This is a genomic window from Allobosea sp. Root381 (assembly GCF_001429395.1).
Lineage (GTDB): Bacteria > Pseudomonadota > Alphaproteobacteria > Rhizobiales > Beijerinckiaceae > Allobosea.
Genome location: NZ_LMJT01000034.1, coordinates 41,172 through 56,000 on the forward strand (window position 1 = coordinate 41,172; position 14,829 = coordinate 56,000).

A 14,829-nucleotide genomic window follows, 5' to 3' on the forward strand; every position below is an offset into this window, starting at 1 on the left:
CGCGCGGGGCGAACGACTATTTTCGCCCCGCGCCGCGACCGGCTCAGCCGGCGTCGCTGCCGGCGAGATTGGCCGGCATGCCGCCGACCGGCATGTCGAGCCCCTGCTTCAGCGTGTCGAGATGGTATTCGCGGATGCGCCCGTTGGTCGGGTCGCTGACGAAGGCGCTGTTGGCGGAGACGGCGAGGCCCGGCGTCGGCGTCTTCGCGCCATAGGCGCAGTCGAAGGCCGGCACGGCATCGAACGAGGCCAGTTCCTTCCAGGCCGGCGCGACCTCGTAGATCCTGAGCTTGCCGTCCGGTGTGAGGTTGGCGAGCCTGCTGCCGTTGCCGCTGAGCTCGAACTGGCACGCCGCCTGCCCGCCCGGCACCGCCAGCACATCCTCCGGCAAAAGCGCCTTGGCCTCCGGGTCGATCCGCAGCAGCGCGTCATAAGGCGCCTTCAGGCCGTAATTGCCGACGAGATGGCGGCCGCTTTCGCGTGACCTGAGCGCGCTGACGCGACGCTCGTCGGGATAGGCGAGCTTGCGCGCGCTCCAGCTCGTCTTCGCGCCCTTCCCCGTAGCAGAGAGAACGAGCAGCCCCCCGCCCTCGCCCTCGGCGCAGGCGAAGACATGTCGGTCGCCGCGAACCGGCGCATAACCGTGATAGAGCTTGCAGGAGGCATCGGCCCGCGCCGGGTCGTTGAAGCTGGCGAGACGCTTCCAATTGTCCGCCTCGAGGACTTCGAAACCGTTGGGCCGCGATGACGCGGTGCGGTCGTCCCCCTTGGCATAGGCCGGGTTCGGCACCGAGAGCAGCCATTGCCTGGCCCGCAGCGGCACCGCAATGCCGTGCTGCGGCGCCGGGCTCGGCCAGACGATCACCGTGGGCTCCGGCTTGGCGAGGCTGTCGATGGCGACCATCACCGCCTTGGGCTCGCTCTTGCCCTCCCAGGGGCGCAAGCCGTCATAGAACAGCGCGAGCTGCCCCTGCCCCGAAACGACATGGGCCGGCCGGTCGCCCTTCGTCATGAAGCCGAGGAGGCTCGGCTCGGCCTTGGCGAGATCGACATGGTCGCCATGCGATTCGGCGATCAGCCCGGTGTCGAGGATGCGCAGCGTGCCGGCCTCGTCGCCGGTCTTCACCACGACGTAGCGCCCGCCGGACACACCCGCAAAACCGGGATTGGCCTTGGGCACGTCGAAGCTGTGCGTGATCTCGCCGCTGTCGAGGTCCAGGATGCGGACCACCGGCTTTTCATGGTCGGCGAAGACGAGCCGCCCGCGCAGCGGCGCATGATCATGGGCGATGACGGCGGAAGCGAGCAGGCAGCCGGCAAGGCCGAGGCCGGTTGCCTGGAGACGGGACGATGGCAAGGGAAGTGGCAAGGGGAGGCTCCGGGTCGGAAGGCAACTGAATGATATAACGTTACACTTCAATCGCAGCGGAACTCAACCCCTCCATTGGCGGGACGATGGACGGTCGGCAGAATGCGCCGGGTGCGCCTCGCATGGCGCCTCCTGCCCTCCGCCAGCGGCTCAAACCCGGCCCGCCACCTCAGGGCCGCGCCTCGAACACCATGTTGAAAGGCGTCTCGGTGGCACGGCGGAAGCGCGAGAAGCCGGCATCGAGCGCGACCTTGCGCAGCCGCATCTCGCCTGCCTGCGCTCCGAGGCAGAGCCCGACCTCCTGCGACTGCGATGCCGGCGTGCAGATCATCGTCGACGCCCCGTAGAAGATCCGGCCGACCGGATTGAGATTGTCCTTGAGCCGGTCATGCGCGAAGGGCTCGACGATCATCCAGGTGCCGTCCTTGGCGAGCGTCTCGCGAACGTGCTTCCCGGCACCCACGGGATCGCCCATGTCGTGCAGGCAGTCGAACATCGCGACGAGATCGTAGCCCTTCGCCGGAAAGTCCTTGGCCGAGGCCCGCTCGAACACGATGCGGTCGCCCACGCCCGCCCTGTCTGCTTCCTCCCGCGCCTTCTCGATCGAGGGGCCGTGATAGTCGAAGCCGTGGAAGCGCGACTTCGGATAGGCTTGCGCCATCAGGATGGTCGAGGCGCCATGCCCGCAGCCGACATCGGCGACGCTCGCGCCCTGCATGAGCTTCGCCTCGACGCCGTCCAGCGCCGGGATCCAGCTCGTCGTCAGGTTGGTGTTGTAGCCCGGGCGGAAGAAGCGCTCCGTGCCGCGGAACAGGCATTTGCTGTGCTCATGCCAGCCGAGGCCCGAACCGCTGCGGAAGGCCTCCTCGACCTTTGGCTCGTCGACCCACATCGACTGGACGATCTCGAAGGCGCCGGCGAAGAAGGCCGGGCTGTCCTCCTCGGCGAAGGCCATCGCCTGCTCCGGGGAGAGGCTGAAGGCGTCGCTGTCCTCGTCATACTGGATATAGTCCGCCGCGGCCTGGGCCGAGAGCCATTCGCGGACATAGCGTTCCTTGAGCCCGGTCTTGGCTGCGAGCTGCGCCGAAGTCACCGGCTCGCCATCGGCCATCGCCCGATAGAGCCCGAGCTGGTCGCCCAGCACGATCAGCGCCCCCGTGACGGAAGCGCCGACGTCTCCGACGAGACGCCCGACCAGTGCATCGATTTTCTGAGAGTCGGCAGCACGCATGGCCATCCTCCTCGGGTTGGGGGCGTGGCCGGGGCTCGCGCGAACCGGCTCGACGCCATCGCGGAAAGCCGGAGGGTATACCCTAGGGTAAGCGAGTCAACGCAACAAGGCCGCCCCCTGGCGTGCCCCTGAGGAGGCTTCTCAGACCCGGCAGAGATGGCCCTCCGGGAGGCGCGGCAGGTTCGGATCGCGCCGCGCCGCCTCGATCACGCTGTCGAGCAGGCCGGGAAAGCGGCGGTCGAATTCCTCCCGGCGAAGGCTGATCAACCGCGCCGTTCCATCAACCCGCGCGCGCGTCACGCCGGCCTCGCGCAGCTTGGTGAAGTGGTAGGTCAGCAGCGAGGGCGAGGCGAGATCGTTGAAGCTGCCGCAGCGGGCCTCGACCTCCACGCCATCGGCCAGCGCGACGACGATGCCGAGGCGGATCGGATCGGCCAGCGCAGCGAAGACCGCAGCCGGCTCGACCGCGTCCATATCGGGGTGGAAGACCGGTTTCATCCCCTCACAGATAAGAGGTCGCCGCGCTCCTGACAATATTCAACATTCATTGAAATTATCCTTGACGCCGGATCGCAGCCTCCTAAATTCAAAAACCATTGAAATTGATCGAGGCGCCGCCGCTCGCGCCTTTCCCGGTAAGCAAGGACGCTGCCATGGATACCCGCCTCCTCTGGCTTGCCGGCGGCGCCTTCGCCATCGGCACCGGCACGCTGATCATCACCGGCATCCTGCCCGATCTCTCGGCGGGACTACGCGCCTCGGTCGACACGGCTGGCCTGCTGATCACGATCTTCGCGCTGGCCTATGCGGTAGGCTCCCCCGTGCTCTCCACCCTGTTCGGCAAGATCGACCGCAAGACCGTGCTGGCGGGTGCGATGGCGGTCTTCGGCCTCGCCAATCTCGGCGCGGCGCTGGCGAGCGACTTCACGCTGGTCATGGCGGCGCGCGTGGTCATGGCCCTGGCGGCGGGCGTCTACATGCCGGCCGCCAATGCCGTCGCGGTCGCGCTGGTCCCGGCCGAGCGGCGCGGCCGCGCCATCGCGCTCGTCACCGGCGGGATGACGGTCTCGCTGATCCTCGGCGTGCCGTTCGGGACCGCGGTCGTCGGCTTCGGCGGCTGGCACCTCGCCTTCCTGCTGGTTGCGCTGTTCAGCCTGCTGGCGCTCGCCGGCCTGCTCGTGAAACTGCCATCGGGACTGCCGCGTGGCGCCAGTTCCATGAGGGAGCGGCTCGCCGTGGCGCGCCGGGGCGACATCCTGCTGGCGCTCGCCACGACCATGCTGTGGACCACCGGCGCCTTCACGCTCTACACCTATATCGCCCCCTTCCTCGCCGCCCATGCCGGGATCGCCGGCCCCTGGCTCGGGGCGGCCCTGGTCGTCTCAGGGATAGGCTCGGCGCTCGGCAACCAGATCGGCGGCATCGCCAGCGACCGCTTCGGCCCGGAGCGGACCCTCATCGTCGTGCTGGGCGTGCTGGCGCTCGCATTGTTCGGTGCCTCGCTCGCGGCCGTCACGCTTCCGCCCACGACGGCGATCTTCGTCATCCCGGTCGTCATGCTGGTCTGGAGCGGGGCCGGCTGGGCCGGCCATCCCTCGCAGATGTCGAGGCTCGCCGCGATGGCCCCCGACGCCACTGTCGTGGCGCTCTCGCTCAACGCCTCCGCGCTCTATCTCGGCAATGCCGCCGGCGCGGCGCTGGGCCAGCAGACATTGCGCAACGGCGGCACCTGGCCATTGGGATTCGTCGGCGCCGCCTGCGAGATCGCAGCCCTCGCCGTGCTGGTCATCGCCATGCGCCGGCGGCGTCCGACTCCCCGTGCCCTGGAGATCGAACCGCTGGATCAGGCCGCCCAGCCTGTGCGCTGAGACGGGCAGGGAGCGGTTTTAGCTTTCCCCCGCCGCTCCTCCCCTCTATAGCGAGCGCCTAGCATTCATTTCAGGCGCTCGCACCGGCCCGCTCGCATGATCGGACGGCAGGTGGTGCGCGCCCTTGTCCGAGACAGAGCCGAGCCCCATGCCCAAGCGCACAGACATCAAGACCATCCTGATCATCGGCGCAGGCCCCATCATCATCGGCCAGGCCTGCGAGTTCGATTATTCCGGCACCCAGGCCTGCAAGACGCTCAAGGCCGAGGGCTACCGCATCGTGCTGGTCAACTCGAACCCGGCCACGATCATGACCGATCCGGAGCTGGCCGACTCGACCTATGTCGAGCCGATCACCCCCGAGATCGTCGCCAAGATCATCGAGAAGGAGCGCAACGTCCTGCCCGGCGGCTTCGCGCTGCTGCCGACCATGGGCGGCCAGACCGCGCTGAACTGCGCCCTCTCGCTGAACCAGAAGTCGATCGTTCAACCGGATGGCAGCAAGATCAGCGTCCTCGAGAAGTTCGACGTCGAGATGATCGGCGCCACCGCCGAGGCTATCGACAAGGCCGAGGACCGCGAACTCTTCCGCGAGGCGATGACCAAGATCGGCCTCTCGACCCCGCGCTCGCACCATGTGAAGTCGCTGGGCCAGGCGCTGGACGCGCTGGACGACATCGGCCTGCCCGCGATCATCCGCCCGTCCTTCACCATGGGCGGCACCGGCGGCGGCATCGCCTACAACAAGGGCGAGTTCATCGAGATCTGCGAGCGCGGCTTCGATGCCTCCCCCACCAGCGAGATCCTGATCGAGGAGAGCGTGCTCGGCTGGAAGGAGTACGAGATGGAGGTCGTCCGCGACAAGGCGGACAACTGCATCATCGTCTGCTCGATCGAGAACCTCGACCCGATGGGCGTCCACACCGGCGATTCGATCACGGTCGCGCCGGCGCTGACGCTGACCGACAAGGAATACCAGATCATGCGCGACGCCTCGCTGGCGGTGCTGCGCGAAATCGGCGTCGAGACCGGCGGCTCGAACGTGCAGTTCGCGGTCGATCCCGAGACCGGCCGCATGATCGTCATCGAGATGAACCCGCGCGTCTCGCGCTCCTCGGCTCTGGCTTCGAAGGCGACCGGTTTCCCGATCGCCAAGGTCGCGGCCAGGCTCGCCGTCGGCTACACGCTCGACGAGATCGAGAACGACATCACCGGCGGCGCGACGCCGGCCTCCTTCGAGCCGACGATCGACTACGTGGTCACCAAGATCCCGCGCTTCGCCTTCGAGAAGTTCCCGGGCGCCGAGCCGACGCTGACCACCGCGATGAAGTCGGTCGGCGAAGCCATGGCGATCGGCCGCACCTTCCAGGAATCGCTCCAGAAGGCCCTGCGCTCGCTGGAGACCGGCCTCGACGGCCTCGACGAGATCGAGATCGAGGGGATGGGCAAGGGCGACGACAAGAACGCGATCAAGGCCGCGCTCTCGACCCCGACGCCCGACCGCATCCTTCAGGTCGCCCAGGCGATGCGCTTCGGCTTCACCGACGAGCAGATCCATGAGAGCTGCAAGATCGACCCCTGGTTCCTCGAGCAGATGCGCCAGATCGTCGACACCGAGGAGAAGGTCCGCAAGCACGGCCTGCCGCAGACGCCGGGCGCCTTCCGCCAGGTCAAGGCGATGGGCTTCTCCGACAAGCGCCTCGCCGCCGTCGCCGGCAAGACCGAGGCCGAGGTCACGGCGCTGCGCAAGTCGCTCGCCGTCCGCCCGGTCTACAAGCGCATCGACACCTGCGCCGCCGAGTTCGCCTCGCCAACCGCCTACATGTACTCGACCTATGCCATGCCCTTCATGGGCAAGGCCGCCGACGAGGCCCAGCCCTCCGACCGCGGAAAGGTCGTCATCCTCGGCGGCGGCCCGAACCGCATCGGCCAGGGCATCGAGTTCGACTATTGCTGCTGCCACGCCTGCTACGCGCTGAAGGATGCGGGCTATGAGACCATCATGGTCAACTGCAACCCCGAGACCGTATCGACCGACTACGACACCTCGGACCGGCTCTATTTCGAGCCGCTGACCGCCGAGGACGTGCTCGAGATCCTCGAGACCGAGAAGCAGAACGGCACGCTCCACGGCGTCATCGTCCAGTTCGGCGGCCAGACCCCGCTGAAGCTGGCGAACGCGCTGGAGGCTGCCGGCATCCCGATCCTCGGCACCTCGCCGGATGCGATCGACCTCGCCGAGGACCGCGACCGCTTCAAGCGCCTGCTCGACAAGCTGCAGCTCAAGCAGCCGAAGAACGGCATCGCCTATTCGGTCGAGCAGGCCCGCATGATCGCGGCCGAGCTCGGCCTGCCCTTCGTCGTCCGGCCGTCCTATGTGCTCGGCGGTCGCGCCATGGCGATCATCCGCGACGAGGCGATGTTCGAGGATTATCTGCTCGGCACCCTGCCCTCGCTGATCCCCTCCGAGGTCAAGGCCAAGTACCCGAACGACAAGACCGGCCAGATCAACACGGTCCTCGGCAAGAACCCGCTGCTGTTCGACCGCTATCTCTCGGATGCGATCGAGGTCGATGTCGACTGCCTCGCCGACGGCAAGGACGCGTTCATCGCCGGCATCATGGAGCATATCGAGGAGGCCGGCATCCATTCGGGCGACTCGGCCTGCTCGCTGCCGCCGCGCTCGCTCTCGCTGGCAACCATCGCCGAGTTGGAGCGCCAGACCAAGGCGATGGCGCTGGCGCTCGATGTCGGCGGCCTGATGAACGTCCAGTATGCGATCAAGGACGGCGAGATCTATGTGCTCGAGGTCAACCCGCGCGCCTCGCGCACGGTGCCCTTCGTCGCCAAGGTCATCGGCATTCCCGTCGCCAAGATCGCAGCGCGGATCATGGCCGGCGAGAGCCTCGCGAGCTTTGGTTTGAAGCCGGCGGCGCTCGGCCATGTCGGCGTCAAGGAAGCGGTGTTCCCCTTCGCGCGTTTCCCCGGCGTCGACGTGCTGCTGGGCCCGGAAATGCGCTCGACCGGCGAGGTCATCGGCCTCGACCGCTCCTTCGACATCGCCTTCGCCAAGAGCCAGCTCGGCGCGGGCTCGAAGGTCCCGGTGAAGGGCACGCTCTTCGTCTCCGTGCGCGACGACGACAAGCCGCGCATCGTCGAGAGCGTCCGCATGCTGGCCGATCTCGGCTTCCGCGTGCTTGCGACCGGCGGGACGCTGCGCCTGCTCCAGGAGGAGGGCATCCCGGCCGCCAAGATCAACAAGGTGCTGGAAGGCCGCCCGCATGTCGTCGACGCCATCAAGAACGGCGAAATCCAGCTGATCTTCAACACCACGGAAGGCCCGCAGGCACTGGCGGATTCGCGTTCGCTCCGTCGAACGGCCCTCTTGCACAAGGTGCCCTATTATACCACCTTGGCAGGTGCGATCGCGGCGGCGGAAGGCATCAAGGCCTATTGCAGTGGCGATCTCGAGGTACGGTCACTGCAATCCTACTTCGTGCGCGCAGCCTGAAAACGGCAAGCCGACGAAGTTTTATGAACGACAGGAAGCGGGGCGCGGGCAGCAGAGCAGCTGCCGGTGGGCTCCCGCTTTCGAATGATGGGACGAGATGATGGAAAAGGTTCCGCTGACCCCCGGCGGCTTCGCCGCTCTGGAGGCCGAACTCAAGGATCGCCAGCAGGTGCAGCGCCAGCGCATCATCCAGGCGATCTCGGAGGCGCGCGCCCATGGTGATCTCTCGGAGAATGCCGAATACCACGCCGCCAAGGAAGCGCAGGCTCTCAATGAAGGCCGCATCCAGGAGCTCGAATCGCTGGTCGGCCGGGCCGACATCATCGACATTGCCAAGCTCGCCGGCAGCGACACGATCAAGTTCGGCGCGACCGTCAAGCTGATCGACGACGATACCGAGGAAGAGAAGAGCTACCAGATCGTCGGGGAGCCCGAATCGGATGTGCGGTCCGGCAAGGTCTCGATCGGCTCGCCGATCGCACGCGCGTTGATCGGCAAGAAGGTCGGCGACTCCGTGCAGGTCAACACCCCCGGCGGCGGCAAGTCCTACGAGGTCGTCAGCGTCGACTTCCGCTGAGAAAGACGGGCTTTCTCCAGTTCGCACACACCGCCATGCTCGCCCTTGTGGCGAGCATCCACGTCTTGAACACGGGTCTGGACCGGCAAAGATCGCCGGGACAAGCCCGGCCATGACGAACCGCGTGGTCTCCGCCTACCCCGCCAGAACCTCGCGCATCGCCTTGATGATACCGTCGACCGCGACGCTTGCGAGGACCAGGCCCATCACGCGGCTGATGACGCTGGCGCCGGCATTGCCGATCAGCGCGATGATGCGGTGGGCCATCAGCATCAGCCCGAGCGTCATCGCCAGGATGACCGCCACCTGCAGGACGGTTTCGGCCTGCTCGCGGAGGTCCACGCTGGAATTGTCGGTCACGGTCATCACCGTCAGCATCGCGCCCGGGCTGGCAATGCTCGGGATGGCGAGCGGATAGACGGCCCTCTCGAGATCGGACGAGCGCATCAGCTTCTCGTCTTCCTCCAGCTTCGATTCGCCGAAGATCATCGTCAGAGCGAACAGGAAAAGTACGATGTTGCCGGCGATCTCGAAGGAGGTCAGGGCGATGTCCATCGCCGTGAGCAGGATCTGGCCGCCCGCGACGAAGAACACCAGCACGCCGAAGGCGACCAGGATCCCGCGCAGCGCCACCGCGCGTGCAGCCGCCGCGCCCATGCCGGCCGTGACCGCCAGAAAAACCGGCAAAGTGCCGATCGGGTCGATCACGACCCACAGCTTGACGAATTCAGTGAACATCCGTGCCCCTTCCCCTTGCGCACGCATTAAGCACGCCAGCGGCCGCGCCCCAAGGGCGTCAGGGGACATCTTGGATAAACGCCCGGCCGGGATTACATTTTGGGCCTGACCGCAGGAGCAAGCCGATGACCACGCGCCGAAATCTCCTCTCGCTCGGATTGTCGGGTGCGGCGCTCGCGCTCGTACCGCTGCACGCACGCGACGCACAGGCGCAAGGCCGCGCAATCGGCGCGATTCGCGTCGATACCACCCGCATCGCCGCCCAGGGCTGGGGCGAGAACGCGCAGCTCATCCGGGTGGCGATGGAGCGCCAGCTCGCGACGACGCTGGGGCCGCTCTACCGGCGCGGCGCCGGTGCCACCCTGCTGGTGACCGTCAAGGGCGTCTGGCTCTCGAGCTACGCCGGCGGCAGCGGCGGCGGCAAGCCGTCCGGCGGCGGCGGCAGCAACGACAATTTCGACAGCGACGTCGCGGTGCTCGGCCCGCGCGGCCAGGTGCTGCAGAGCTTCCCGGTCCTGTCGGTGGTCGATGCGAGCTCCGGCGGCGCCTGGTACCGCCCCGATGTCGACCAGCGCCGCGTCGCCGCCCTGATCGAGAACAACGCGCTCTGGATCAAGCGCTACCTCGGCGGCTGATCCCGCAGCGGCGGGCCTCCGCACGGGCTTGCAATCCATGCCTTCCCATCTACGATGACCTAACGTCATCTACCGGGAGGGTTTGATGCGACACGGCCCGGTGGTTGCTGTCATGCTCGCCTTTGCATCCCAAGCCCAGGCCATGGACTGGAACGGCACCTGGGTCGGCCGTCTCGACACCGGCGCATCCGTGGCCGTCGTCATCGAGGGAGGACGGGTCACGACCTACCGCTTCTCGGGGCGTTCGGTCTCGATCGCCTATAGTTCGGTCTCGCCCGATCGCGTCACATTCTCGCCGGGCTCCGCCGCGATCGTCGAGCTGAAACCGGCAGCGGGCGACAAGGTCGATTACAGCTTCACCCACCCCCAACGCGGGGCCGGCACCGGGGTGCTGTCGCGTGCGACCTCCCATAGAGCCGTTGCAAGCTCGGCCGCCGCCCGCATTCCGGCATCCTGGTCCGGACGCTGGGGCCGCCCCGAGCGGATGATGCTCGTCATCGGCGATGCTGGCATCACCTACAGCTATCGGGGCCACACCTATCCGGCGACGGCCATCCGCGCCACGGCGAAGACCCTTTCATTCCGTGTCGGCGACGGCGGCAGCATGTCCATGAAGATGCGCGCCGATGGCGCTGCCGATTTCGACTTCGTCCTGGACGGCAAATCCGTCAACGGCTTCTTCCGGCGCAACGGCGAAAGCTGACCGTCAGCCGAACGGCACGATCGGCTCGTCCTTGACGCGGTCGAGCGCGAGCGCGGTGCGGACATTGCGCACATTGGGCAAGGCCGTCAGTTCGCCGACGAAGTCCTGGAAGGCCTTGAGATCGGTCGCGACGCATTTCAGCACGAAGTCGATGTCGCCCGAGAGCGTCCAGCATTCGCGCACGGCGGGCCAGGCCCGGATGCGTGACTGGAAGGCCTGGAGATCGGCCTCGGCCTGGCTCGCCAGATGCACGAAAGCGAAGCAGACCACGTCCAGCCCAAGCTTGCGCTCGTCGAGCTGGGCCCGATAGCCGGTGATCAGCCCGGCCTCTTCCAGCGCCCTGACCCGGCGCAGGCAGGGCGGCGGCGAGATGCCGACGCGGCTCGCCAGCTCGACATTGGTCATGCGCCCGTCCGCCTGCAGTTCGCGCAGGATGCGCAGGTCGATATCGTCGAGTTTGGATCGCACGCCGGGCCCCGGAAAAAGTCGCGCTGGTGTAGACGCAGCGACCGGGCGATACAAGGCGCGAGCCGCGACGAAGGACCTCCTCAGGACGAAGACTGAGGGCGATCGATCGAGGAGGAGCCTGCCTTGCCCGCCGAACCGACCCCGACCGTCTGGGTGCTGACCGATGGCAAGGCCGGGGACGAGGTCCAGTGCCTCGGCGTCGCCGAACGGCTCGGCGTGACGCCGGAAATCCGCCGGATCGCGCCGCGAAAGCCCTTCGCCTGGCTTATGCCGCGCGGCCCGATCGACCCACGCGAGGGGCCCGAGCGGCCGGACAGCCCGATCCGCCCACCCTTCCCCGACATCCTGATCGCCTCGGGGCGGCGCGCGATTCCCTATGTCCGTGCGGTGCGCAAAGCCTCGAACGGCGCGACCTTCACGGTGATCCTGAAGGATCCGCGCATCGGCGCCGGCGCCGCAGACCTGATCTGGGTCGCCCGCCATGACCGCCTGCGCGGCGACAACGTGCTCGTCACGACGACCTCGCCGCACCGGCTCGCACCCGAGCGCCTGACTGGGGCCCGTGCCAACCCGCCCACCGCGATCGCCGCCCTACCCTCGCCGCGCGCCGCGGTGCTGGTCGGCGGCGACAGCCGGCATCATCGCTTCCGCCCTGAGGACGTCGCGCGTTTTGCCAAGGGGCTCGATGCGCTGGCCGCGTCGGGCGTCGCACTGATGGGCTCGCGCTCGCGCCGCACCCCCGCCGCGCTCGACGCTGCCGTCGCCAGGGTTTTCGCCCACCATGGCGGCTGGTGGTGGGACGGCACGGGCGAAAACCCTTACGTCGCGCTGCTGGCCAATGCCGACGCCGTCGTGGTCACGGCCGATTCCACCAACATGATCGGCGAGGCGACGGCGACAGGCGCGCCGCTCCTCGTCTTCGAGCCGCATGGCGGCCATCGCAAGCTGGCGGCCTTCCTCGAGGCGCTGAAGCGCGAGGGTGCCGTACATCATTTCGAGGGGCAGCTCGCCGGCAGCCGCTATGCGCCGGTCGACTCGACGCAGGAAATCGCCGCTGCGGTGCGCCGGGGCTGGCTTATGCACAGGCGCGAGCTCGGCATCGCCTGACAGCGACGCCCCGCCGACTTGCATCGGCCGGTCGGCATCGTATGTGACAGAGGCCGCAGGAACAGGAAGCTCAGACCATGGCCCACACACATGCCCGCGTGATGATCGTCGGTTCGGGCCCGGCCGGCTACACCGCAGCGATCTACGCCGCCCGCGCCATGCTGGAGCCGGTGCTGATCTCAGGGTTGCAGGCCGGCGGCCAGCTGATGATCACGACGGATGTCGAGAACTATCCGGGCTTCGCCGACGTGATCCAGGGTCCGTGGCTGATGGAGCAGATGCGCGCCCAGGCCGAGCACATGGGCACGAAGATGGTCTCCGACCACATCGCCCGCGTCGACCTCTCGCAGCGCCCCTTCCGGATGTGGGGCGATGGCGGCGAAACCTATTCCTGCGATGCGCTGATCATCGCGACCGGAGCCCAGGCCAAATGGCTGGGATTGCCCTCCGAACAGGCCTTCCAGGGCTTCGGCGTCTCGGCCTGCGCCACCTGCGACGGCTTCTTCTTCCGCAATAAGGATGTCGTGGTCGTCGGCGGCGGCAACACCGCCGTCGAGGAGGCGCTTTATCTCGCCAACCTGGCCGCCAAGGTCACGCTGGTCCATCGGCGCGATTCGCTGCGTGCCGAGCGCGTGATGCAGGAGCGCCTGTTCAAGCACCCGAAGATCGAGGTTGTCTGGGACAGCGAGATCGCCGAGATCTGCGGTGGCACCGAGCCCCCCAACGTCACGCATCTGCGGCTGCGTAATCTCAAGACCGGCGCCGAGAGCGAACTGAAGACCGACGGCGTCTTCATCGCCATCGGCCACAAGCCGGCGACCGAGCTCTTCGCCGGCCAGCTCGCCATGAACGAGAGCGGCTATCTCACAGTCGAGGCCGGGACCACCAACACCAACATTTCCGGCGTCTTCGCGGCGGGCGACGTCACCGACGAGCACTACCGCCAGGCGGTGACGGCCGCAGGGCTGGGCTGCATGGCCGCGCTCGATGCCGAACGCTGGCTCCAGGCCGTCGAACTGGAGCACCTCAAGGCCGCTGAATAGGTATGTGGAGGATTCATCACAGAACGTGATGGATTTTGTAACCAGATTCAGTGCGAAAAACCGAAGCACTTGCTCCTGAGGCGTTGACGTAGAACGATTCTGCCCCCCAACATGCATCAAACGCATAACGGGGGAAACGCGGTGGATTGGGACCGCATCAGGATCTTTTATACGGTCGCGGAGTCCGGCAGCTTCACCAAGGCTGGCGATGTTCTGGGCCTCAGTCAATCGGCCGTCAGCCGCCAGATCGGCGCGCTCGAGCGGGAATTGCGCGCGCCGCTGTTCCACAGGCACACGCGCGGGCTGATCTTGACCGAGCAGGGCGAGTTGCTCTGGCGCGCCGCACGCGAGATGACGCAGCGGCTTGAACGCACGCGCTCGCAGCTCTCCGAGACCCGCGAGCACCCGTCGGGCGAACTCAAGGTCACAGCCACGCGCGGCCTCGGCGGACATTGGCTGACACCGCGGCTGGCAGAGTTCCTCGACCTCTACCCGGACATCAAGGTCGATCTCATCCTGACGGACGAGGAGCTCGACCTCTCGATGCGCGAGGCCGACATCGCGATCCGCCTGCGCCAGCCGCAGCAGCCGGACCTGATCCAGCGCAAGCTCTTCACCGTGCATTTCCACGTCTATGGTTCGCCGGCCTATGTGAAGCGCTTCGGCGAACCCAAGGCGCATGAGGATCTCGACAACCACCGCCTGCTCTCCTTCGGCGGCACCTCGCCATCCTACCTCACGGCCGTGCACTGGCTCGGCACGCTCGGGCGCGACCCACGCAACCCGCGCCCGATCCATCTGACGGTCAACAACATCACCGCGATGAAGCGCGCGGTCGATTCGGGCGCCGGCATCGCCGTGCTCCCGGATTACCTGATCGAGACCGGCTCCCCGCTCGTGCAGCTGATGCGCGAGACCGAGATGCCGCAGCTCGAGAGCTATCTGGTCTATCCTGAGGAGATGAAGTCGGTCGCCCGCGTCCAGGTCTTCCGCGACTTCCTGATCCAGAAGGCCCAACGCTGGACCTATTGATCGCGTGCCGATCAGATTGGAACGCCCTCCCCGTCATTGACGAAGCGGGCTGACTTCACAAAACCGCGTATCATTCCGGGACTTCGCAAAGCGAAGAGCCTGGAATGACGGCTGGCGTCCGCCGGCAGCGCTGATTCCATGATGGCTGGCCGAGCGGTCAGCGCGGGTTCACGCTCATTTCGTCGCGCATCCTCCGATTGCATGATGCAGCGGCAGCCCTGCCCCCGACTTGGGCAGAAGTACAGCGAACGCTTGAAAAAGCTGGGCCGTCCGCGAGCGATGGCTGCGCTACACGCATGTTTATCAATAATTTAGCGCCAATCTTGGACGATTAGCCGCAGCGCATGCAATTTGTGCATGGCGGACCCAAGAAATGCTGCATTGCAAAAAGGCAGGTGCTGTCCGATATAGCAATCACGGTTGTTCGGAACGGGCTCTGCTATCTCCTCCCGGCATCGAGTTCGTTTCAGCCGTTCCCCTCTGAGATGTTTGGCGTTTGAGCCGAATGTTTCAAACTTTCAAGGCCGGCTCCCTCACGGGACGCCGG

General features: G+C 66.9%; 13 protein-coding genes. 8 read left to right on the forward strand and 5 right to left on the reverse strand.

The features are described 5' to 3' along the window. Window positions 1-43: 43 nt before the first annotated feature. The 3 genes from ASE63_RS20035 to ASE63_RS20045 form a co-directional block, all read right to left on the reverse strand. A complete protein-coding gene (locus tag ASE63_RS20035; RefSeq protein WP_244491491.1) occupies window positions 44-1,369 on the reverse strand; it encodes a hypothetical protein in 1,326 nt (441 codons plus the stop codon). Window positions 1,370-1,538: 169 nt separating this feature from the next. Continuing rightward, on the reverse strand, window positions 1,539-2,600 hold the full coding sequence (locus ASE63_RS20040) for a methyltransferase domain-containing protein (protein ID WP_056806135.1): 1,062 nt from the start codon (window positions 2,598-2,600) through the stop codon (window positions 1,539-1,541). A gap of 141 nt (window positions 2,601-2,741) precedes the next feature. Next, the gene (locus ASE63_RS20045) at window positions 2,742-3,098 is read right to left on the reverse strand and encodes a helix-turn-helix transcriptional regulator (RefSeq protein WP_056805489.1); all 357 of its coding nucleotides are present in this window, start codon (window positions 3,096-3,098) and stop codon (window positions 2,742-2,744) included. A 155-nt stretch (window positions 3,099-3,253) separates the two neighbouring features. Between ASE63_RS20045 and ASE63_RS20050 the strand changes: the two genes are divergently transcribed. The 3 genes from ASE63_RS20050 to greA all read left to right on the forward strand — a co-directional run bounded on the left by ASE63_RS20050 (window position 3,254) and on the right by greA (window position 8,556). After that, a complete protein-coding gene (locus ASE63_RS20050) occupies window positions 3,254-4,468 on the forward strand; it encodes an MFS transporter (RefSeq protein WP_156410501.1) in 1,215 nt (404 codons plus the stop codon). Window positions 4,469-4,616: 148 nt separating this feature from the next. Further along, complete coding sequence (carB, locus tag ASE63_RS20055; RefSeq protein WP_056805495.1) at window positions 4,617-7,979, forward strand: carbamoyl-phosphate synthase large subunit; 3,363 nt, start codon at window positions 4,617-4,619, stop codon at window positions 7,977-7,979. Window positions 7,980-8,079: 100 nt separating this feature from the next. Next, on the forward strand, window positions 8,080-8,556 hold the full coding sequence (gene greA / locus ASE63_RS20060; protein WP_056806139.1) for a transcription elongation factor GreA: 477 nt from the start codon (window positions 8,080-8,082) through the stop codon (window positions 8,554-8,556). 135 nt (window positions 8,557-8,691) lie between these two features. Here greA and ASE63_RS20065 read toward each other — a convergent pair whose 3' ends face one another. Continuing rightward, window positions 8,692-9,294, reverse strand: a complete 603-nt coding sequence (locus ASE63_RS20065) for a MarC family protein (protein ID WP_056805498.1) — start codon at window positions 9,292-9,294, stop codon at window positions 8,692-8,694. A 125-nt stretch (window positions 9,295-9,419) separates the two neighbouring features. Between ASE63_RS20065 and ASE63_RS20070 the strand changes: the two genes are divergently transcribed. Together ASE63_RS20070 and ASE63_RS20075 are read left to right on the forward strand one after the other, a co-directional pair. Then, window positions 9,420-9,929: a hypothetical protein gene (locus ASE63_RS20070; protein WP_056805501.1), complete on the forward strand. Its 510-nt coding sequence runs from the start codon at window positions 9,420-9,422 to the stop codon at window positions 9,927-9,929. Between the two features lie 85 nt (window positions 9,930-10,014). Beyond that, complete coding sequence (locus ASE63_RS20075) at window positions 10,015-10,632, forward strand: hypothetical protein (RefSeq protein ID WP_156410502.1); 618 nt, start codon at window positions 10,015-10,017, stop codon at window positions 10,630-10,632. 3 nt (window positions 10,633-10,635) lie between these two features. Here the strand turns inward: ASE63_RS20075 and ASE63_RS20080 are convergent, their stop codons facing one another. Next, the gene (locus ASE63_RS20080; RefSeq protein ID WP_056805509.1) at window positions 10,636-11,100 is read right to left on the reverse strand and encodes an Lrp/AsnC family transcriptional regulator; all 465 of its coding nucleotides are present in this window, start codon (window positions 11,098-11,100) and stop codon (window positions 10,636-10,638) included. A gap of 123 nt (window positions 11,101-11,223) precedes the next feature. On the opposite strand from ASE63_RS20080, the gene ASE63_RS20085 reads away from it, so the two are divergent. From ASE63_RS20085 to ASE63_RS20095, 3 genes are all read left to right on the forward strand, one after another. Then, complete coding sequence (locus ASE63_RS20085; protein WP_200962598.1) at window positions 11,224-12,207, forward strand: mitochondrial fission ELM1 family protein; 984 nt, start codon at window positions 11,224-11,226, stop codon at window positions 12,205-12,207. Between the two features lie 77 nt (window positions 12,208-12,284). Beyond that, window positions 12,285-13,250 (forward strand): thioredoxin-disulfide reductase, encoded by a 966-nt coding sequence (trxB, locus tag ASE63_RS20090; RefSeq protein ID WP_056805514.1) that lies wholly within the window; start codon window positions 12,285-12,287, stop codon window positions 13,248-13,250. Window positions 13,251-13,391: 141 nt separating this feature from the next. Continuing rightward, window positions 13,392-14,282 carry a LysR family transcriptional regulator gene (locus tag ASE63_RS20095; RefSeq protein WP_056805517.1) on the forward strand — a complete coding sequence of 297 codons (891 nt, stop codon included), beginning with the start codon at window positions 13,392-13,394 and terminating at the stop codon, window positions 14,280-14,282. The last annotated feature ends 547 nt before the right edge of the window (window positions 14,283-14,829 follow it).